This window comes from Parabacteroides sp. AF17-3, from assembly GCF_003635445.1.
In the GTDB taxonomy this organism is placed as follows: Bacteria; Bacteroidota; Bacteroidia; order Bacteroidales; family Tannerellaceae; genus Parabacteroides; species Parabacteroides goldsteinii.
Genome location: NZ_QTMM01000005.1, coordinates 274208 through 296043 on the forward strand (window position 1 = coordinate 274208; position 21836 = coordinate 296043).

Annotated in this window: 16 protein-coding genes, 1 tRNA gene and 1 riboswitch; of the genes, 10 read left to right on the forward strand and 7 right to left on the reverse strand. The window is 44.2% G+C overall.

Annotated features, from left to right (window positions below; all coding sequences use genetic code 11):
- The first annotated feature begins 1 nt into the window (after window position 1).
- From DWW91_RS08800 to DWW91_RS08815, 4 genes are read left to right on the forward strand one after another with little or no spacing between them, the layout of a single operon-like run.
- Window positions 2–1087: an efflux RND transporter periplasmic adaptor subunit gene (locus DWW91_RS08800; RefSeq protein WP_370449567.1), complete on the forward strand. Its 1086-nt coding sequence runs from the start codon at window positions 2–4 to the stop codon at window positions 1085–1087.
- A 10-nt stretch (window positions 1088–1097) separates the two neighbouring features.
- The gene (locus tag DWW91_RS08805) at window positions 1098–4223 is read left to right on the forward strand and encodes an efflux RND transporter permease subunit (protein ID WP_122327490.1); all 3126 of its coding nucleotides are present in this window, start codon (window positions 1098–1100) and stop codon (window positions 4221–4223) included.
- A gap of 41 nt (window positions 4224–4264) precedes the next feature.
- Entirely contained in the window at window positions 4265–4942 is a 678-nt protein-coding gene (locus DWW91_RS08810; protein WP_048317258.1) for a response regulator transcription factor, read from the forward strand.
- On the forward strand, window positions 4939–6117 hold the full coding sequence (locus DWW91_RS08815; protein ID WP_007656742.1) for a HAMP domain-containing sensor histidine kinase: 1179 nt from the start codon (window positions 4939–4941) through the stop codon (window positions 6115–6117). The genes DWW91_RS08810 and DWW91_RS08815 overlap by 4 nt, the downstream gene beginning before the upstream one ends.
- Before the next feature lie 188 nt (window positions 6118–6305).
- On the opposite strand, the gene DWW91_RS08820 is transcribed toward DWW91_RS08815, so the two are convergent.
- Complete coding sequence (locus DWW91_RS08820) at window positions 6306–6548, reverse strand: hypothetical protein (protein WP_010803114.1); 243 nt, start codon at window positions 6546–6548, stop codon at window positions 6306–6308.
- Window positions 6549–6633: 85 nt separating this feature from the next.
- Between DWW91_RS08820 and DWW91_RS08825 the strand changes: the two genes are divergently transcribed.
- Together DWW91_RS08825 and DWW91_RS08830 are read left to right on the forward strand one after the other, a co-directional pair.
- Window positions 6634–7632: a 2-hydroxyacid dehydrogenase gene (locus DWW91_RS08825; protein ID WP_122327491.1), complete on the forward strand. Its 999-nt coding sequence runs from the start codon at window positions 6634–6636 to the stop codon at window positions 7630–7632.
- Between the two features lie 88 nt (window positions 7633–7720).
- Window positions 7721–8575: a patatin family protein gene (locus tag DWW91_RS08830; RefSeq protein WP_007656737.1), complete on the forward strand. Its 855-nt coding sequence runs from the start codon at window positions 7721–7723 to the stop codon at window positions 8573–8575.
- A 5-nt stretch (window positions 8576–8580) separates the two neighbouring features.
- Here DWW91_RS08830 and thiC read toward each other — a convergent pair whose 3' ends face one another.
- The 4 genes from thiC to thiD are packed head-to-tail and all read right to left on the reverse strand — an operon-like array spanning window position 8581 to window position 12433.
- A complete protein-coding gene (gene thiC, locus DWW91_RS08835; RefSeq protein WP_122327492.1) occupies window positions 8581–10284 on the reverse strand; it encodes a phosphomethylpyrimidine synthase ThiC in 1704 nt (567 codons plus the stop codon).
- A 10-nt stretch (window positions 10285–10294) separates the two neighbouring features.
- On the reverse strand, window positions 10295–10999 hold the full coding sequence (locus tag DWW91_RS08840) for a thiamine phosphate synthase (protein WP_122327493.1): 705 nt from the start codon (window positions 10997–10999) through the stop codon (window positions 10295–10297).
- The gene (locus tag DWW91_RS08845; RefSeq protein WP_007656733.1) at window positions 10990–11586 is read right to left on the reverse strand and encodes a thiamine phosphate synthase; all 597 of its coding nucleotides are present in this window, start codon (window positions 11584–11586) and stop codon (window positions 10990–10992) included. The genes DWW91_RS08840 and DWW91_RS08845 overlap by 10 nt, the downstream gene beginning before the upstream one ends.
- Window position 11587: 1 nt before the next feature.
- Window positions 11588–12433: a bifunctional hydroxymethylpyrimidine kinase/phosphomethylpyrimidine kinase gene (thiD, locus tag DWW91_RS08850; RefSeq protein ID WP_122327494.1), complete on the reverse strand. Its 846-nt coding sequence runs from the start codon at window positions 12431–12433 to the stop codon at window positions 11588–11590.
- A gap of 20 nt (window positions 12434–12453) precedes the next feature.
- A riboswitch (TPP riboswitch) is annotated at window positions 12454–12551 on the reverse strand.
- 169 nt (window positions 12552–12720) lie between these two features.
- On the opposite strand from thiD, the gene DWW91_RS08855 reads away from it, so the two are divergent.
- A complete protein-coding gene (locus DWW91_RS08855) occupies window positions 12721–13269 on the forward strand; it encodes an AAA family ATPase (protein WP_007656730.1) in 549 nt (182 codons plus the stop codon).
- Window positions 13270–13396: 127 nt separating this feature from the next.
- Window positions 13397–15949, forward strand: a complete 2553-nt coding sequence (locus DWW91_RS08860; protein WP_122327495.1) for a DUF5686 family protein — start codon at window positions 13397–13399, stop codon at window positions 15947–15949.
- A 210-nt stretch (window positions 15950–16159) separates the two neighbouring features.
- Here the strand turns inward: DWW91_RS08860 and DWW91_RS08865 are convergent, their stop codons facing one another.
- A complete protein-coding gene (locus tag DWW91_RS08865) occupies window positions 16160–17395 on the reverse strand; it encodes a BamA/TamA family outer membrane protein (protein ID WP_122327496.1) in 1236 nt (411 codons plus the stop codon).
- A gap of 82 nt (window positions 17396–17477) precedes the next feature.
- Window positions 17478–19136 carry an ATP-binding protein gene (locus tag DWW91_RS08870; protein WP_122327497.1) on the reverse strand — a complete coding sequence of 553 codons (1659 nt, stop codon included), beginning with the start codon at window positions 19134–19136 and terminating at the stop codon, window positions 17478–17480.
- Window positions 19137–19335: 199 nt separating this feature from the next.
- Between DWW91_RS08870 and DWW91_RS08875 the strand changes: the two genes are divergently transcribed.
- Entirely contained in the window at window positions 19336–21648 is a 2313-nt protein-coding gene (locus tag DWW91_RS08875; protein WP_122327498.1) for a patatin-like phospholipase family protein, read from the forward strand.
- A gap of 76 nt (window positions 21649–21724) precedes the next feature.
- Window positions 21725–21801 (forward strand) — tRNA-Arg (locus DWW91_RS08880).
- Window positions 21802–21836: the final 35 nt, after the last annotated feature.

Genomic DNA, 21836 nt, shown 5'->3' on the forward strand with positions numbered 1-21836 from the left:
AATGAAAAAGAATTGTATTGTATGGATGCTGTTGTTGCCGTTACTGATAGGGTGCGGTAGGAAAACAGGCGGGCAGGAGGAAGCGCCGGCACCTTTGATGTTGACCGACAGTTTGCAGAAAGTGGTTTCGGTCGAGACTGTGCATGAGATGCCCCTGAGCAATGAGTTGCTGTTGAATGGGCGTGTCGGTTTCAATCCGGAACAACTGGCGCGTGTCTATCCCATCTTCGGAGGAAATATCACGGAGGTGAATGTCGAGATGGGCGACTATGTAAAGAAAGGAGATATACTCGCCATTATCCATAGCAGCGAAGTGGCTGATTACGAGAAGCAGCGCAAGGAGGCGGGGCAGCAGATTATACTTGCCGACCGCAATCTGGAAGCTACACGGGATATGTTCAACAGCGGAATGGCTTCCGAACGTGATGTCCTTCAGGCAGAGCAGGAAGCGGTAAATGCCCGGGCCGAGCAGAAGCGGATTGACGAAGTGTATGCCATCTACCATATTACGGGTAATTCTACTTACGAGATACAATCGCCTGTCTCCGGTTTCGTTATCGGGAAGAATGTAAGCCGCAATATGCAGATACGTTCAGACCAGACGGAGGAGTTGTTCACGATTTCGGGATTGGATAACGTCTGGGTGATGGCCGATGTTTACGAGAGCGATATCAGCAGGGTTGGCGAAGGAGCGGCAGTCCGCATAACGACACTGGCTTACCGGGACAGGGAGTTTACCGGAACGGTTGACAAGGTCTATAATATGCTGGATAGCGAGAGCAAAACAATGAGCATACGGGTTAAGTTGAAGAATGAAGATTACCTGCTGAAACCTGGCATGTTCACCAATGTCTATGTGCAGACTGATGCGAACGGGAAGGTGATGCCCCGTGTGGAGGCCCGTGCCGTCATATTTGAGAACGGTCGTCATTTTGTTGTGGGGATAGGCAGCGACAATGTGTTGCAGACTCGTGAAGTGACGGTATTCAAACAGACCGATAAGTACTGTTTCCTGGAAACCGGGCTGAAAGAGGGCGACCGGATTATCGACCGGAATGCTCTTTTGGTTTATAACGCTTTAAAGTAAACGAGGAACGATGCATACATTTATAGATAACATAATAGCTTTCTCGCTGAAGAATAAGTTCTTTATCTTTTTCTGTACCGCCATAGCCGTGATAGCGGGAGCGGTGAGCTTTATCCATACGCCTGTCGACGCCTTTCCCGATGTGACGAATACGAAGGTGACAATCATTACCCAATGGCCGGGACGCAGTGCGGAAGAGATAGAGAAGTTTATCACTATCCCCATCGAAATAGCGATGAATCCGGTACAAAAGAAAACGGATATCCGCAGCACGACGCTGTTCGGCCTCTCGGTCATCAATGTGATGTTCGACGATGACGCGGATGACTTCTATGCCCGCCAGCAAGTATATAACCTGTTGAACGATGCCGACCTGCCGGAGGGGGTTACGCCGGAGGTACAGCCTCAGTACGGACCGACGGGGGAGATTTTCCGTTATACGCTGCGGAGCGACAAACGGACAGTGCGCGAACTGAAGACGTTCCAGGACTGGGTAATCGAGCGTAAGCTGCGGGCAGTACCGGGAGTGGCGGATATCGTCAGCTTCGGTGGCGAGGTGAAGACGTTTGAAGTGAGTGTTAACCCGAACCAGCTAATTAACTATAACGTGACGTCTCTGGAACTGTTCGACGCGATTGCAAAGAGTAATATTAATGTAGGGGGCGATGTGATAACCAAAAGTTCGCAGGCTTATGTGGTACGCGGCATCGGACTGATCAACGATACGAAGGAGATTGAGAATATCGTCGTCAAGAACATCAACGGCACGCCTATCCTGGTGAAACATCTGGCAAACGTCCACGAATCGAGTTTGCCCCGGTTGGGACAGGTGGGACGCATGGAAGAAGACGATGTCGTGCAGGGAATTGTTGTCATGCGGAAAGGAGAGAATCCGGGCGAAGTGATTGCCGCCCTGAAAGAAAAGATAGCGGACATACAGGAAAATGCGTTGCCGGAAGATGTGCGGATTGTGTCCTTCTACGACCGCGAGGACCTGGTAGACCTGGCGGTACGGACGGTGACGCATAACCTGGCCGAAGGTATTTTGCTGGTAACTTTCATTGTGTTGATTTTTATGGCAGACTGGCGTACAACGGTGATTGTATCCATTATTATCCCGTTGGCGCTGCTCTTCGCCTTTATCTGTCTCCGGGCGATGGGAATGAGTGCAAACCTGCTTTCGATGGGGGCGATCGACTTCGGTATCATTATCGACGGGGCGGTCGTGATGGTGGAAGGGTTGTTTGTGGCTCTCGACCGGAAGGCGCGTGAGGTGGGAATGCCTGCCTTCAATGTGATGAGCAAGATGGGACTGATTCGCCAGACGGCCAAAGACAGGGCGAAGGCGGTGTTCTTCTCCAAGCTAATCATTATTACGGCACTGGTTCCGATATTCGCTTTTCAGAAGGTGGAAGGGAAGATGTTCAGTCCGCTGGCATATACGCTCGGGTTTGCCTTGTTGGGGGCTTTGATATTTACGTTGACATTAGTCCCGGTGCTTTCTTCGATGCTGTTGAAAAGGAATGTGCGTGAAAGGCATAATCCGTTTCTGGCGTGGATAAACCGGGTATCCGTTTCTATATTTGACCGTTGCCATGCACATAAGAAGACTACTATCGGCATTGCCTCGCTGGTGGCTGCCGTTGGTTTGTGGTGTTTTACTTTGCTGGGGACTGAGTTTCTTCCGCAGCTGAACGAAGGTTCTATTTATATCCGTGCCACCTTGCCGCAGAGTATTTCCCTGGATGAGTCCGTTAAGCTGGCAAACCGGATGCGCTGCGAACTGGCGTCGTATCCCGAAGTACGGCAGGTGCTTTCGCAAACGGGCCGTCCCAACGACGGAACGGATGCGACAGGCTTCTACAATATCGAGTTTCATGTAGACATTTATCCTGAAAAGGAGTGGACCAGCAAATTGACTAAGGCGGGATTGATTGAGAAGATGGAGGACGACCTCGCTATCTATCCGGGCGTAGACTTCAACTTCTCCCAACCTATCACCGATAATGTGGAAGAAGCTGCCAGTGGCGTGAAAGGTTCGATTGCAGTGAAAGTGTTCGGTAAAGACTTGTACGAGTCGGAAAAGAAAGCCGTCGAAGTCTTTAAAGTCCTGGAAACCGTCGAAGGCATCGAAGACCTGGGAGTCATACGCAATATCGGGCAACCGGAACTGCGTATCGAACTCGACGAATCGCGTCTGGCCCGTTACGGAGTGGCAAAAGAAGATGTGCAGTCCATTATCGAGATGGCGATAGGGGGCAAGAGCGCCTCGTTGCTTTACGAAGACGAACGGAAATTTAATATCATGGTGCGCTACGAATCAGCCTTCCGCCGGAGCGAGGACGAGATAGGAAAAATATTGGTTCCGGCCCGCGACGGGACGATGGTGCCCATCAAAGAGTTAGCCGACATCCATACGATAACCGGCCCGCTGATTATCTATCGCGATAACCATGCCCGTTTCTGTGCCGTTAAATTCTCCGTCCGTGGCCGCGATATGGGTACGGCAGTAGCCGAAGCACAGCAAAAAGTCGACTGGCAGGTGAAGCTACCGGAAGGTTATACCCTGAAATGGACGGGGGATTTTGAGAACCAGCAGCGTGCTACGAAACGACTGGCACAGGTGGTTCCGGTGAGTATTGCCATCATCTTCGTTATCCTGTTCGTGCTGTTCGGCAATGCCCGCGATGCCGGATTAGTGCTGTTGAATGTACCCTATGCGGCTGTGGGAGGGATTGTCGCTCTCCTGCTTACCCGCTTCAACTTTTCGATTTCGGCAGGTATCGGTTTTATTGCACTGTTTGGTATCTGTATCCAGAACGGGGTTATCATGATTTCCGATATAAAAGGTAACTTGAAAAATCGTACACCTTTGCCGTTGGCTGTAAAACAAAGTGTGAAAGACCGTGTCCGCTCCGTGCTCATGACGGCTTCGATGGCAGCTATCGGACTGATGCCTGCCGCCCTCAGCCACGGTATCGGCTCGGAAAGCCAACGCCCGTTAGCCATCGTCATCATCGGCGGACTGATAGGGGCTACTTTCTTCACGCTCTTTGTCTTCCCGCTTATGGTGGAAGCCTTTTACAGCCGGATGCTGTATGATAAAGATGGAAAGTTACTACAGCGTAGATTGTAAATCGTATATTTGTAATCTGAACGACATAAATGGCAAATCAGATGGCTAAGATATTATTGGTAGAAGATGAAGTGAATATCGCCTCTTTCATAGAGAGGGGGTTGCAGGAGTTCGGTCATGAAGTAAGCGTGGCTTATGACGGTATGGCGGGTTGGGAGTTGTTGCAGAAAGAGAACTTCCAGCTTTTGATACTGGATATAATCATGCCCCGGATGAACGGGTTGCAATTGTGCCGTCAATACCGTCAGTTGTACGGATACCAGTCGCCTGTGGTTATGTTGACGGCGTTGGGTACGACAGACGATATTGTTAACGGTCTCGATGCCGGTGCAGACGATTACCTGGTCAAACCTTTTAGCTTTCAGGAACTGGAAGCACGTATCAAAGCTCTTCTGCGGCGGATTGGAACGGAGACTGCCACGGCTTCCTTGCGCTGTGGCGACCTGAGTCTCGACCCGACCAGCCACCGGGCGTTTCGTAACGGTACGCCGATAGACCTCACGGTCAAGGAATACCGCTTGCTGGAATATTTCATACTGAATCAGGGTACGGCCTTGAATCGCCTCACCCTTTTGAAGCATGTATGGGATAAAGATTTCGATACTAATACAAATGTAGTCGATGTCTATGTGAATTACCTTCGCAGTAAGATAGACAAGGACTTCGACCATAAGCTGATTCGTACCGTTGTAGGTATCGGTTATATGATGGAAGCATGAAAACAGGGAATAAGATAGCCTTCTTCTATACGGCGATGACGGTGGGTATCATTGCGCTTGTCACGGTTGCCTTTTATTTTATTGCGACAAACTATATCAGCCGCCTCTATTATTCTTATCTGACGGAAAAGGCCTATGCAACAGCCGAAAAACATTGGGAGAAGGATGAAGTGGACGAGGAAAGTTATGCCCGGATACAAAAACGGTATGAAGAGACTTTACCCGTTGCCACCGAGATATTACTGAATGCGGACAGTGTGGCGGAGACGCATGTAACGTTGGTCCGTTATATGACGGAAAAAGAGATTGAACGGTTATATAAGGGCGAGGTAATCACTTTCCATGAAAAGGAGAAGGTGGGAGCAGCACTTTATTATCCGGATAACGAGGGTAATTTTATTGTCCTTGTTATCTCCAACAACCAGTATGGCGGAGATATCCAGCAGCGTATCGGTTGGTTGCTGCTGGCTTTGATTGTTATAAGTGCGGTACTGATTTATTTTGTCGGAAAGCTCTATGCAATCCGCATGGTCGACCGTATCGATGCTGCTTATCAAAGTGAGAAGGCGTTTATCAGTAATGCCTCGCATGAACTGAACAATCCGCTTACTGCTATACAGGGAGAGTGTGAGATTAGTTTGCTAAAGGAACGTACTCCGGCAGAATACCAGTCCGCATTGAAACGTATCGCTTCGGAAAATAAGCGTATCATACAATTGATGAAGCATTTACTCTTCCTCTCGCACGGGGATAAAGAGATACTTAAAAATGCGACCGAGACTATTATGCTGGCCGATTTCCTGATGCAGTTTGTCGGTAACCGTATCAAGTTCACGACAGATACTTTTGCCTTCTGCCTGACGGCAAACCCTCATTTATTAAAGATAGCCATCAGTAATATACTGAATAATGCCTGTAAATATTCAGGGGAAGAATCGGTCGAGATGCGTTTGATGGGGTCGGTCCTCGAAATAAAAGATACGGGAATTGGCATCCCGGTGGAAGAATTGGAGCGTGTCTACCAGCCTTTCTACCGTGCCTCCAATACCCGAGAGTTTTCCGGACATGGCATCGGGCTTAGTTTGTCATTGCGTATACTGACGACCTATGGGGCTAAAGTTACGATTGATTCGGAACTGAATAAAGGGACAAATGTTATCATAGACTTTGGATAATAAAGAAAAGGAGAATTAATTATGAATATATATGTATATATCACAGCGTTAGGGATGGTTCTCATTGGCCTGTATTTTGTTTGGCGGGAGAATAAAAGAGAGCGTAAAGCCGAACAAAAAAAGCAAGAGTGTAATAAGCAACAACCTGAAGAATAAGAAACGCGAAGAAAATAAAGACATTAAGAAGGCTATAGAGGCTTTTCATCCGGGCCGGCTAAGTAATATTTAGCCGGCCCTGTTATTTTCAGGTCTTCGGGACGTACTCCTTCCGCTTCTTCGGGAGTTATCAGTCCGCGGTCGATGAGACGATTTATAATTACGTTATAAAATTCAGTATAATATGGTTTTAACTGTAATCCGTCAAAGCAATACCGGACATGTTTCGGTTTGGGGATTATGCTGGCAAGGAAGATACATTCTCCCAAAATCAATGCCGAAGGTTCTTTAGCAAAGTAGAAATAATGCTTTTTCTCAACATTCGATATGTTTAATCTGTTTTAATAAAAAACAAATAATATGTCATACAAGATTGCATTTTTTGGAGCTAAACCATACGATATAGCTTCTTTCGATAAAGTAAATGAAAAGTATAATTACGATATCAAGTACTTTAAGGGGCACCTTAATCCGAATAACGTTGTCCTGACGCAGGGTGCCGATGCTGTCTGCATCTTTGTGAATGATACGGCCGATGCGGCTGTTATAGATGCGATGGCCGATAATGGGGTCAAACTGTTGACTTTACGGTGTGCCGGTTTTAATAATGTAGACCTGGAAGCGGCTAAAGGTAAACTTCCGGTTGTCCGTGTGCCGGCTTATTCTCCTTACGCCGTAGCCGAATATTCGTTGGCTCTGATGCTTTCGTTAAACAGGAAAATCCATCGTGCTTATTGGCGGACACGTGATGGTAATTTCTCGTTGAACGGCTTGATGGGATTCGACATGCACGGCAAGACTGTCGGTATTATCGGTACCGGAAAGATTGCCAAGATATTGATACGGATATTGAAAGGACTGGGTATGCATATCCTTGCTTACGATGTTTATCCGGATTATAAATTCGCAGAAGAGGAAGGAATTACTTATACGACGCTGGATGAATTATATAAAAGTTCGGACATTATCTCGCTTCACTGCCCGCTGACGGAGCAGACCCGTTATATCATTAACGATGATTCAATCGCTAAGATGAAAGACGGCGTAATGATTATCAATACCGGCCGTGGGCAGTTAATTCATACGAATGCCCTGATTGAAGGATTGAAAGAAAAGAAGATTGCGGCAGCCGGACTGGATGTGTATGAAGAGGAAGGAGATTACTTCTATGAAGATAAATCCGACAAAATTATTGACGACGATGTGCTGGCGCGTCTATTGTCTTTCAATAATGTGATTGTCACCTCTCATCAAGCCTTCTTTACCAAGGAGGCAATGCATAATATTGCGGAAACGACCTTGCAGAACATCGAGGATTTCCGTCAAAACCGTCCTTTAGTGAACGAAGTTATTCTGTAAACAGACTATTTTTTTATCGCTGATTTATTATATTTTTGTGGCCATTGTCCGGTGTGAGCCAGGCAATGGCTTTTTAAATTTAATAATTATGATAATAGATAATCAGACAGGACTTGTATTGGAAGGCGGAGGGATGCGTGCCACGTTTACGGTCGGAGTATTGGACTGTTTTATGGACCACAATATCTGGTTCCCTTATACGATAGGGGTATCGGCTGGTGCCAGTAACGGCATATCTTATGCGTCCCGGCAGAGAGGACGTTCGCGTTTCGGCAATATAGATTTATTGAAAAAGTATAATTATATCGGTCTCCGCCATTTCCTGCGCGGCAAGGGATATATCGATATGGAATATTTATTCTATGTTTATCCTGATAAATACTATCCGCTGGATTACGATACTTATTTTAAATCGAAAGAACGTTTCGTGATGGTTACCAGTAACTGTTTGACCGGGAAGGCGGAATATTTCGAAGAGAAGAAAGATAAAAACAGGCTGGTAGATATTTGTTGTGCCTCCTGCACATTGCCGGTTCTTTGTCCGGTTGCCTATGTGGACGGCGTCCCGATGGTCGATGGCGGAGTTTGTGATGCCATTCCTATCCAGAGGGCTATTGATGACGGTTTCCGGAAGAATGTGATAATCCTCACAAGAAATAAAGGATACCGTAAAAAGGATAAAAACTTTTATCTGCCGGGATTCATCTATAAAAAATATCCGGCCATACGGGAACAGCTCAAACTGAGGTATAAACGTTATAATGAAGTACTCGATTATATCGACCAACTGGAAGCCGAAGGTAAAGCATTCGTGATTCGTCCTGAAAACAAAATAGAGGTGACGCGAACAGAAAATAATCTGGAAAAGCTGGAAGCGTTATATAATGAAGGATATGCTTTGGCTGAAAGGTTAATAGGGACGGCCCTGACAGCCGCCCTATAACAGTTTTATTCTTTACATTCCTTATGCAGGTCTTTGCTTAAACGCATGGCGCAGAAGTTCGGACCGCACATCGTACAATATTCCCCGTCGGTAACAGCGCTTTCCTTATAATATTGCAAAGCCCGTTCCGGGTCGAGTGACAGGTTGAACTGGTCTTTCCAACGGAAATCAAAACGTGCCTTACTTAATGCGTTGTCACGGACCTGTGCTCCGGGATGTCCTTTTGCCAGGTCGGCGGCATGGGCGGCTATCTTATAGGCAACCACTCCGTTGCGTACATCTTCTTTGTTTGGCAATCCCAGGTGTTCTTTCGGGGTTACATAGCAAATCATAGCTGTGCCATACCAGGCAATTTGTGCGGCACCGATAGCCGATGTGATATGGTCGTATCCCGGGGCGATATCCGTTGTCAACGGGCCTAATGTATAGAACGGGGCACCGTGGCAGGCATATTGCTGTTCTTTCATGTTCTCATGAATCTTGTTCATCGGGACATGACCCGGACCTTCGATAATAACCTGAACGAATTTCTCCCAGGCAATCTTTGTCAATACGCCCATCGCATGCAGTTCGGCAAACTGCGCTGCATCGTTGGCATCATAGATGGAACCGGGACGAAGACCGTCGCCGATAGACACAGCAACGTCATATCTGCTCAGGATATCGCATATTTCTGCAAAATGGGTATACAGGAAGTTTTCTTCATTATGCAGCTGCATCCATTTAGCCATAATGGAACCACCACGCGAAACAATACCTGATAAGCGGGGCGCTGTCAAATCGATATGTTTTTTCAATAGTCCGGCATGAATGGTGAAATAGTCCACACCCTGTTCAGCCTGTTCAATCAATGTATCGCGATATACTTCCCAGTTCAAATCTTCCACATTTCCGTTCACTTTCTCCAAAGCCTGGTAAATAGGAACTGTCCCCATCGGAACCGGACAGTTACGGATAATCCATTCACGTGTCTCGTGAATATTGTCACCCGTCGAAAGGTCCATCAGGGTATCGCCACCCCATTTACAACTCCACACCGCTTTTTCAATCTCTTCACTGATGCCGGAAGACAAGGCCGAATTACCGATATTGGTATTTATTTTCACCAGAAACTTCTTACCGATAATCATCGGTTCCGCTTCCGGATGGTTGATGTTGGACGGTATGATGGCACGTCCGGCAGCAATTTCTTTACGGACAAAGTCGGGAGTGATATAAGATTTCAGTCCCAATGCTTCGATTTGCTGGTTTTCACGTATGGCCACATATTCCATTTCCGGAGTTATGATACGTCGTTTGGCATAATACATCTGGGTGATATTCTTACCTTCTTTGGCACGGTAGGGAAGGTGACGCTTCGGAAAACGTATCTCATCCAGACTTTTATCTTCCAGACGGGCACGGCCATACTCGGAAGACAACTCGCTCAGTTGTTCGATATCCTTACGTTTCGAACACCATTCTTCGCGGATACGGGGAATACCGGCATTTATGTCTATATTTATTTTAGGGTCTGAAAAAGGACCGCTTGTGTCATAGACAATCACCGGATTGTTTTTCTTGAAAACTTGCTCTCCGTTTTCGTCGATAGTGACGGTATCCAGAAGTTTGATTTTACGCATACCCACTTTTATCTTGTTGATTTCGCCCGGGATATATATCTTTTCCGATGCGGGATAGGTAATACGCATGTTTTTCTTGCTTGCCATTACAGTATGTTTAATATTTATTTATCTCATTAATAAAACGATGGGTCTCTTCTACGGGGTCTTCTGCATGGATAATCGCTCCCGATACGGCTATTCCGGTAATTCCGGTCTCCATTAACGGGGTAACATCTTCCAGGCAGATTCCTCCGATTGCAAATATCGGAATTTTATAGCCAGCCTCCTTACATTGCTGCACTATTTTTCTGTATCCTTCCAGACCGAGAACGGGACTGAGTTTCTTTTTCGTTTCTGTATAACGGAATGGTCCAAGGCCGATATAGGAAGCTCCTTGTCCGACAGCACGCTCGATATCTTCAAAGGTATTGGCGGTGGCGCCGATATAGAAGGTTTCGTCCGGAAATAACTGCTCTTTTGCCATTTCCCATGCGGCGGATACTGATATATCTTCTTTCCCCAGGTGAACAGCGTTCGCCCCGCATCTCAAAGCAATCCGTGCATTATCGTTTATACAATAGATGCATTTGTTTGTATGCTCATTGATTAGTTGCCCGATTTCCCTGGCTGTAAAAATATTCATGTTTCCTTTCATCCGTAGCTGTACCCATGAACAACCGCCGTCAAGAACCATTTTGACTTCTTCCCGTTCCGTGTATTTAGAAGTACCGTGGGTTATAAACATCAGGCGTTCACCACTGCCCTGTGGAATAAATTGTCCTTTATCTTCGTGCTTGCGCAAATGATATTCTATTGCCATATATCCAGTTGTTTGTATCGTTTTATTATAGATGTCTCGTTTATTACAGAAGGGGCCTTGCCCCACAAAGCTCCCAGAATGGCAGCTCCACCGAAATGTAAGGAGGCAATCAGCGGAATGTTCTTTTCTTCTATTCCACCCAGGGCAATTACCTTTTCGTTGATTATGCCCGAAGCAGCCGCCTCCCGTAATCTCTCCATCGGAAAGCCGTTTCCGTATCCCTCTTTGGATATACTTTGAAAGATGGGGCTCAGAAATACATAATCCAACTGTTTGTTATCCTGCACTTCCTGCAAGGAATGGCATGAACGGCTTATGCTTCCGGCAAAACCTTCCGGCAGGGTATTATTCCGGCTGTTCAAATGGATTCCGGCCAACCGGTATCCGGTTGTGAGTTCGAAATGCTCGTGCAACACAATCCGTGAATGATATTCGGCAGGGATAGCATCCAGTAAGAGACGAAACCTGTCGATGTCGCTTTGGGGTTTGCGCAGATGTAAACGCTGCATTCCTTCCCTGAACAAATGGGTTATTATCCGGCTTTCCCCTTCAAAAAAGAAAGGAGTTGTGATTACGAACAGCTTCATACTATCCTTTTATCTCTGTTTTTACTAAAGGAACCGGAGCGAAGAAATGGTTCAGGGGACCATGCCCGTGTCCTGTCCGTACATCTTTCCCTTCAGTAATCGCTTTTGTTATATACTCTTTAGCCAGTCTGACGGCATCCGGCAGGCTCTTACCCAAAGCCTGGTAAGCGGCAATAGCAGAAGACAACGTACAACCGGTGCCGTGGCCGTTGGTCGTAATTACAGTTTCCGCCGAAAGCCGGAGAGGGGATGCCTCCGATACATATAATATATCAGTCATCTCTTTTCCTTTTAAATGCCCTCCCTTCATTAATACGGCACGGCAACCTAAAGACAGCAACTTCTCTGCCGCCAGGCACATCTCTTTTTCGGAAGTTATCTTCATTCCGGACAGGAATTCAGCTTCGTCGATGTTGGGAGTGACCAGCGATGTCCGTTTGAACAGTTCCCGGACAATGATGTCTATGGCATCATCCTGCAATAATTTATTACCGCTGGTCGAAATCATCACCGGGTCCAGGATAATACGCGACGGTGAATAAGTATCGATTGCATTTACGACGATTTCTGCCGCCGTTTTATTATGCAGCATTCCTATTTTGACAGCATCGATGGTAATATCTTCAAAAACCGCATCCAACTGGCCTTTCAAGACTTCCGGAGAGATGGCTTGTATGCCTCTGACACCTTGTGTGTTTTGGGCCGTAATGGAGGTGATTACGGAAGCTCCGTAAACTCCCAATGCAGAGAATGTTTTAATATCTGCCTGTATCCCGGCTCCTCCGCCGCTGTCGGAACCAGCAATGGTTAACGCAGTCGGATAACGATATAATGTATCTGTTTTCATATTTACACACGAAAGGAGGGAAAAGCCTTGTCTGTCTTTCCTACGGCGGCATTACCCGCATCAGGTTCACAGGGTATAATCTCAGCCCGTTTACAGTATGGCACCCCTTTTCGTGTACAAAGGTAGAAAGATTGATAAGAGAAAACAAAAGTGAAATGTTAAATTTAAGAGTGAATTGATAGGTTTAAAAAAATAATCCAGTATATTTGCATCTACAATTCCGGTTATAACAGCTTTTCTTCCGGGTTGTATTTCCTTTTGGCATAATAGTCATAAAAAGACAAATCATGTTGATAAAAACAGGCTTGTATGTTATTACCGGTGGACCAGGAACGGGTAAAACATCATTAATTGAAGAACTTAAAATAGTTGGATATCAAACAGTAAAAGAAGTAGCACGGGATATTATCAAAGAACAACAGCAACAGGGTGGAGACGCATTGCCCTGGAAAGATACCGTTTTATATACCAGTATGATGCTGGAACGTTCTGTTGAATCATATCTGGCTCATAAAGAAAATGAAGGCATATTATTTTTTGACAGAGGAATCCCTGATACACTGGCATATGCAAGGTTGATTGGGTTAACCGACCGGAAAGAAATAGAATTGGCAGTCGATAAATACAGGTATAACAGGCAGGTATTCATACTTCCTCCCTGGGAAAATATATATCATACGGATAAAGAACGTAAACAATCATTTAATGAAGCGATAGATACATATTATGTAATGAAAGATGTCTACAAAGATGCAGGATATACATTGATTGAAGTCCCGAAACTTCCCGTTACGGAAAGAAGGAATTTTGTTATTAGTAGTATAAATTCATTTTAAAACATCTATTTTGGGTCTTTTAAGTGAGATTTGTTGTCAATTGGAATATAATCGGTTCAATTTGGAACATTCATAAAAAAGAATCTGTTATAATTTTGCGGAGTTTAACGAGGGAGTTAATAAAATAATGGGGAAAAAGATTGTTTTTATTCTGGCACTTGTTTTGGTTGCATTTGCATCAAAAGCCCAGAACACTATAATAAGTGGAATAGTAACGGACTCTATTACAGGAGAAACGTTACCATATGTTTCAGTTATACTGAAAGGTACAACTATCGGGACAACGACTGATGATGACGGTAAGTTTACGTTGACTACCTCGTCCAATGCACGGACTCTGTCCGTTTCATATCTGGGATATACCGAAAAAGAACTGAAAGTGGCTATAGGTAAAAAGAATTATTTTAAAATACCTTTGGCCCCTTCCAGTATTGATTTGGGTGAAGTCATTGTAAAGCCGAAGAAAGAGAAGTATAGCAAGAAAGAAAATCCAGCCGTGGCTTTTGTCAAGAAGGTTATCGAATCTCGCGAAAGTAATGATCCCCGTAATCATGATTATTTCAGTTACAGCCAATATGAAAAGATGGTTTTCGCGATGAACGATTATCAGCCGAAACCTAAAAAAGAGAATGGTAAGGGCGGGAAATTCGATTTTCTGATCGATTATATCGATACGCTGGATGTCGGAAAGACCATTTTGCCAGTGTCGGAGAAAGAAAAGGTGGAAGGCATTTTCTATCGGAAAGATCCTAAAGTAGAAAAAAGAGTCGTGCTGGGAGCAAAGGCGGCCGGTGTAGATGAAATATTTTCACGGGATGGTATGCAGCAGTTTCTGGGAGAGGTGTTCCGTGAGGTGGATATCTTCAAGAATGATATTCCTCTTTTCCTGCAACGTTTTGTAAGCCCGTTGTCTAGCATGGGGCCGAACTTTTATAAGTATTATTTACTTGACACCCTGGATGTGAACGGACAGAAATGTGTAGACCTGGGATTCGTTCCTTTCGTTTCTGAAGGTTTCGGATTTACCGGACATCTTTTCGTTACGCTCGATTCGACTTATTTCGTTAAGAAAGCAATCCTGAATGTTCCTAAAAACATCAACCTGAACTTCGTCAGCGGAATGACTATTGAGCAGACATTCGAAAAGACGGAAGATGGTACACGTATTATTACCAAAGATGATATAAATGTCGATTTCAAGCTGACGGAAAAATCGAAGGGAATGTATGCCCGAAGGTTGAACATATACAGCAACCATTCTTTCCTTCCGCCCGAAAGCGATGAGATATTTAAGGAGAGCGCTCCGATTATCACATTGCAGAACGCCTATAAGCAGACAGAAGATTTCTGGGATTTGAACCGTCCGGAAGAAGCCGGTAAACGAAAACAGAATACGGTTGAAAAATTGATGGAAAAGTTACGTTCGGTTCCTATTTTCTATGTAACAGAAAAAATTGTTACAATCCTGACTTCCGGTTACATAGGAACCAGCACTGACCCCGCTAAAAATAAATTCGAATTCGGACCGGCCAATACCTTTATCAGTGGTAACGCGATCGAAGGAGCCCGTTTCCGTGTCGGAGGAACTACTACTACTGCTTTCAGTAAAAGATTATTCCTGGAAGGATATGCCGCTTATGGTACAACAGACCGGAAAATCAAGTATGATGCCTTGATAGAGTATTCATTCAATGACAAGAAGGAATACCGTAAAGAATTTCCGGTTAATTCTATCCGTCTGGAATATCTTTACGATATCAACCAGTTGGGACAGCAATATATGTACACCAACAAAGATAATATCTTCCTGGCCTGGAAACGTCAGAGAGATACCCGTGCAACTTATCTGAGAAATGCCGAACTGACTTATTACCGCGAACATTATAATGGTATCGCTTACGGTGCGGTTTTACGTAATAAAAAGGAATATTCGACAGACTATGCCGTTTTCGACCGGATAGAGGAAGATGGCCGCATTACTCCTATAAAGTCTTACTCGATGACGGAGCTGGAATTCAAATTCCGTTATGCCCCGAACGAGAAATTCTATCAGACCCGTAACTATCGTTATCCTATTACTTTCGATGCTCCGGTAATTACATTGAACCATATTACTGCCAGAAAAGGGGTGTTAGGTGCTGACTATACCTATAACCGTACAGACCTGGGTATTCAGAAACGTTTCTGGTTCTCGGCCTTCGGATATCTTGATATTATCGGTAAAGTAGGTAAGGTGTGGGACAAAGTTCCTTATCCGTTATTGATATTGCCGAACGCGAACTTATCCTATACAATCCAGCCTGAATCATACACCAATATGAATGCGATGGAGTTCATCAGCGACGAGTATGCATCCTGGGACGTTACTTATTTTATGAACGGACTTCTTTTGAACCGTCTTCCCCTGATAAAGAAACTGAAATGGAGAGAGGTTCTTTCATTCCGTGGAATGTATGGTCATCTGACCGATAAGAATAATCCTTACTATGGTGGCAAAGATTTGTATCTGTTCCCGGAAGGTTCTTATACATTGGGTAATACGCCTTATATGGAAGCCGGAGTAGGTATTGAGAATATCTTTAAGTTCCTTCGTCTCGATTATGTCTGGCGTTTGACCTACCGCGATAATCCGGGTATTCAGACAAAAGGTGTACGCTTCTCGATGAAGCTATCGTTTTAACGAACACACTTGCGAACCGAAATAAAAAACATCCGTCGTCATTTACTCTAACTAATGACGGCGGATGTTTTTTTATGCAGTTCCCTCAGAATTTCCTAAGCAGGAAACGCTGGTTTCCTTGTAAGGGAACTACAGTTTCCAAACGAGGGAATTACGAGGAAACTGTAATCGATTGACAAATAGCCTACTAAGACTAAAATGAAGATTCGGTTAAAAAGCCTCTGTCATGTTCATATAAACCTGAACTCCATCCAGCCCCGGCTCTTTACCGATGTCGAGTCTGAAGTTCTTGCCCGGTTGCATTTGCACACGTAATCCGGCACCGAAATTCAGCTTCCATTTATCCCAGTCGAACGGAGTGTCACCGATTGTTCCGGTTCCCATCCAGGCAACAAAACCGCATTTAGCCCAGAAGTTTCCGCTTTTGTATTTTGCTGGCGAACCGAACATATGGCGGTATTCCAGTATACCATAGGCCATGGATTTATCCCGGTATTTACCCCAGTAATATCCGCGCAGGTCGAAGGGCGAACCGAAAGAGGGTAATTCGGAGTAGGGGACATCTCCCATGCCTATCTGACTTTTAGCGATCCATGCCAGGGTACTTCTCGGGCGGAATACATTCACAAAATGCCGGTATTCAAGTTCCAGTATTTCGTAGTTATAGGCACCTCCGAGATATTTTCCGAATGCTTTCATATTCCCGCTTAACAAGATTCCTTTTGTGGGGGTGGCGACATCGTTTCTTGTGTCGTATTGAATCAAGCCTCCGATTCCCACGTTCAGATATTTCCGTTTGAACTGATTGAAATAGTAGTCTTGCTCCATCACCGGATTTATATCCGATGCATTTGTAAAGTTGATATCGAACAGTCCTCCCAGGTAAAAATGCGGACGGATTTCCCAGACAAAACGGGGATATATTTGGAAATAACTTCTATGGTAACGGGTTGTCGAATCGCTTCTGTCTACATGTTCTATGGTTCCATAGCCTTTGCCGTAATAATGGACCGGTTCGTTCCTGTATCCGTAGCTAGCATAAATACGGAACTTATTCTGGTTAAAGAAGAAAGTTCCGGCTCCTGCCACCACGATCGTACCGTTTATTGAGAGGTTGATTCCTGCCGGAAGGAAAGAACGCTGCGAAATCGTATCGTTTTTGTTCATCCTGAAACTGGCCAGTACAGCACCTCCGACACCTAGCGAGGCTTCCGGAGTATAGGACGGACCACCCAGGACAGACCACCAGATCTTTTTATGGGCCCTGATGGAATCTTTGCGTAACTGACGGTAATAACGTTGCAATTGCTTTTCGTTAAGCTGTTGCCCATCAACAATAACAACCTCTTTTGAGACAGTGTCGTTCGGCGTTAAGTTCTGTGCCTTTCCCGGCAAAACAGAGACAAACAGGAATACTCCTGTGAAAGCGATTAAATGTTTAAACATTGACTGTTCTTTATTTTAGGTTGCAAAAGTATGAAAAAGAAAACATACCAACACCTTTTTTGTTCACAGCCTTTGGAATACTTTAGGTTTCTTCAGATTCTTTCATTGGAATGCTTAACCAGAACAGAGAGCCTTTGCCTTCTTCTGATTCCACTCCGATGCTTCCTCCGAACTTTTCGGCAATCATGGCGCAGATAGGAAGCCCCAGACCTGTTCCCTGGGCGAATGTATTCAGTTTGACAAAGCGGTCGAAAATCTTATCTTTCTTATCCTGAGGTATACCTATTCCGGTATCTTTTACATAAAAACGAATGGCTTTACCTGATTCTTCGATCGTATACCCAAAAGAGACAGACCCTTTAGGTGTAAACTTCAGGGCATTTGTCAGGAAGTTGATCATGACTTGCATCAGCCGGTTACGGTCTGTGTAAATCAGGCATTGAGGCAATTTCTCGTCAAATGAAATGCTGACAGCTTCGGATTTGTTCTTTAAAATCATCTGGCTGCAAATTTCTTCCATTAATTCATTAATATCAATCTGAGAATAGGTAAAATCCAGGGAGCCGGATTCGATCTTCGCCATATCGATGATATCGTTGATCAGTTGAAGCAAGAGTTCGTTGTTTGTCGATATGATATGAATAAACTCTTGTTTCTCTACAGGATCATCCGTCTCTGCCAGTAAGTTGGAAAAGCCGACGATTGCATTGAGGGGAGTCCGGATTTCATGGCTCATATTTGCCAGGAAAGCCGATTTCAAACGGTTGGCTTCATCTGCTCTTTTCACCTCAAACATCAAATGTTCTATCCTTTTTTTATCGGATATATCTTCGACCTTCATTAGTCCGCCAACAATGTTGGTATCTGTATGGTCAAAAAGAGGGATGGCACTGATCTCTACCGTTGTGTCTCCTTCGGTAAATTCGTGGCGGACCGATTCTCCTTTTGTTATAGCTTCACTGAGAGCGCAACGGGGACAAGGTTCCGTTCTTCCCCTGACTGTTTCATAGCAGACCTTTCCCGGAGTATAACGCCGGCCTTTGGCTATTTTATGCAAGTTTGTGGTAGATTCCCATTGAACCCGGTATTCTTTATCTATATAGATGAGTCCGAAGTTAATACTTTCGAGCACCATGTTCTGGGTTTTAGCTGCATCTTCCAATTTCTCTTTTGCTTTGATGAGTTCCCTTTCGTACTCTTTCATTTGGGTAATATCCCAACGGGCAACCAACAGCAAATGACTATGACCATGGGCTATGATGGATTTATTTACAATCGTATTATGCAAAACACCGTCCGGGGTTACGTAATCTTCTTCGGCCCTGTAATTTATCCCTTCTTTGACTAGTTGTTCATCTATTTTCCGGTATCGCATTCCTCGTTCAGGACCAAAAATGTCGAAGTCAGAAAGTCCTACTATCTCTTCCCGGGGAGTACCGGATTGTAACTCTGCTTCCTTATTCCAGAATACATATTTATAATCATCGTCGATATTTTTTACAAAAAGGGGAAAAGGCAGATTCTCTAAGATATCGAGGCTGAACAACGCTTCTTTTTCTTTGTTGTTTTCCTGCATATCGTCCAATAGGTCTTTATACTGTTTCTTTTCACAAACGAGTTTCCTGTTTTTGATTGCTAGCAAAACAACCAGGATAAAGAGAGCCAAAATAAGCACCAAGTATCCTGCTGTTCCTGTTGGCAGCATCGATAGTATAGAATTCATCAATACAAGTATGTTCATAGAGTGATATTTATTTGTCTTACCCTTTCATTTTCGGCAAATTTATCATTTATATTTTAATTAATCTCTGAATGCTGCTGAATTTCATAATATTTTCGCTATTGTAGCACTAAATCTTAACACAATAAGCCTGCCACACACCTTGTAGTCTGAGAAAATAATTTTACATTTGAAGTTGTAAACTGAGAGAAAGTAAAGTATGAAGAAAGTAGCTGTTCTGGTAACCTTTTTGCTGATCGTCCTGCAAGCGGCCGATGCGCAAAAGGTGGGACTGGTATTAAGTGGTGGAGGAGCTAAAGGTGCTGCGCATATCGGAGTCATTAAAGCCTTAGAGGATAATGATATACCTATTGACTATATAACCGGTACATCTATAGGTTCCATTATAGGTAGTTTATATGCCATGGGATATTCTCCTGATGAGATGCTGGAATTAATGTTATCAGAAGAATTTAGTTACTGGCAGACCGGTACCGTAGAAAATGAATATAAATATTACTTTAAAAGACCGGATCCGACTCCTGAGTTCGGCCATTTTTCTATTGATATGACCGATTCATTGCAAATCAAGGCCAACTTTTTACCGCAAAGCCTTATCAATCCGATCCAGATGAATCAGGCGTTTATGGCATTGTTCTCGCAGGCTACCGCTAAAGCCGGATGGAATTTTGACAATCTGTTTGTCCCGTTCCGTTGTGTCGGTTCTGACATTTATAATAAAAAGGCTATCATATTCAAGAACGGAGATCTGGGAGATGCTGTCCGTGCTTCCATGACTTTCCCTTTCTTTTTCCAGCCGATCTGGAAAGACAGCATTCCTCTGTTTGATGGCGGTATTTACGATAATTTCCCTGTCGGACCGATGAAAGAGGCTTTTCATCCTGATTTTATTTTCGGATCGACTGTTGCCGGAGGAAATAACAAGCCGTCCAATAATGCTTATAATCAATTGGAAACGATGATTATGCAGAAGACGGATTATGATGTTCCGGAAGAAGATGGCATGATGGTTAAATTCAGTTTCCCGACTGTTTCATTACTGGACTTTCAAAAAGCAAAGGAATTGATGGATATCGGTTATAAACGTACGATGAGTATGATCGACTCGATCAAGCAAAGAGTGCCCCGCAGGGTTCCGCTTACGGAAGTTAATATGCGCAGGGTTGCTTATAAGGAAAGTTTGCCGCCGCTGATCTTTCAGAATATATATGTAACCGGCGTATCCGAATCGCAGCGTAAGTATATCGAGGCACAACTGCATCGTGATATGAATCATGAATTTTCGATGGAAGAATTTAAGCGGGCTTATTTCAAGATGCTCACTTCTTCGAAGATACGGGAAATTATGCCCCATGCTGTTTACAATCGCAGGGAGAAAAAGTTTGACCTCTATCTGGATGTAAAGATGAAAGAAGAAATAACGGTCGGTTTCGGAGGTAATATTTCATCGCATCAGGCAAACCAATTGTTTTTAGGATTGGGTTATCAATATTTAGGCCGTTTTGCCGCCGATGTTAATTCTAACTTTCAGGTAGGTAATTCTTTCAGTGGAGTTATGCTGAACGGACGAATCTATTTGCAGACCAGGATTCCAACCTATCTTAACTGGCAGGGGGTATATTCCGATAAAAGATATCAGGAAAGTCAGTCGCTGTTTTACGAAGATGTGTTACCGGCCTTCATCAAACAAAAAGAATTATATATGAAGCTCAAGCTGGGATTCCCGTTCCTGAACAGGGCAAAATCAGAAATCGGTTTTGCATACGGGCAATTGAATGATTATTATTTTCAGAGTAATAATATGTTGTTTCCTAATTCAAAATTCGATCATAGCTGGTACAATCTGTTCAGCGGTTCGCTGAGTATAGAACGGAATTCACTGGATGCTAAACAATATCCTATAGCCGGGCGGAAACAGTTCCTGATCGCTCAATATGTTACAGGTACTGAGAATTATGATCCGTCTCCTACATCCCAAAGTCAGTCAATCAGAAAGAAAGTTTACAGTTGGCTTCAATTAAAAGGGGAGTGGCAGCACTATGAAACATTAAGTAACCGTTTCAATCTGGGTTTTCAGGGTGAAGTGGTCATATCCAGCAAAAACCTGATGAATAATTATACGGCATCGGTATTGCAGGCTCCGGCTTTTACGCCCACGCCACATAGCCAGATTGTTTTCAATGAGGCTTTCCGGGCTAATCAGTATTTTGCAGCAGGCATTTCACCAATTTATAAGTTTAGCAAGTTACTTCATTTCCGTCTGGACTTGTATGGCTTTGCTCCTTTATATGAAATAAAGAAAGAAACTAATGCGGACAATCCTTATATGGCGGTTCCTTATTATGGCAAGTTTCTTCATTCATTTAAGTACATGGGAGAGGCTGCTCTGGTGTTACAGTTACCTTTTGCCTCTATCAGCCTGTATGCCAATGGGTATAGTTATCCGGCAAAGAATTTCAACTTCGGACTGAACATCGGTTACTTGATCTTCAATCCAAAAATGTTAGATTAAATTGAAAAAAAGATGTACTAAAGTCTTGCAAGTTTAAAAGAAAACACTACCTTTGCACTCGCAATCACGAAACAATGGCCGCGTAGCTCAACTGAATAGAGTAGCTGACTACGGATCAGCCGGTTACAGGTTTGAATCCTGTCGCGGTCACCATTCGAGATTACAGTTTAAACAGAAATAAAGATTGG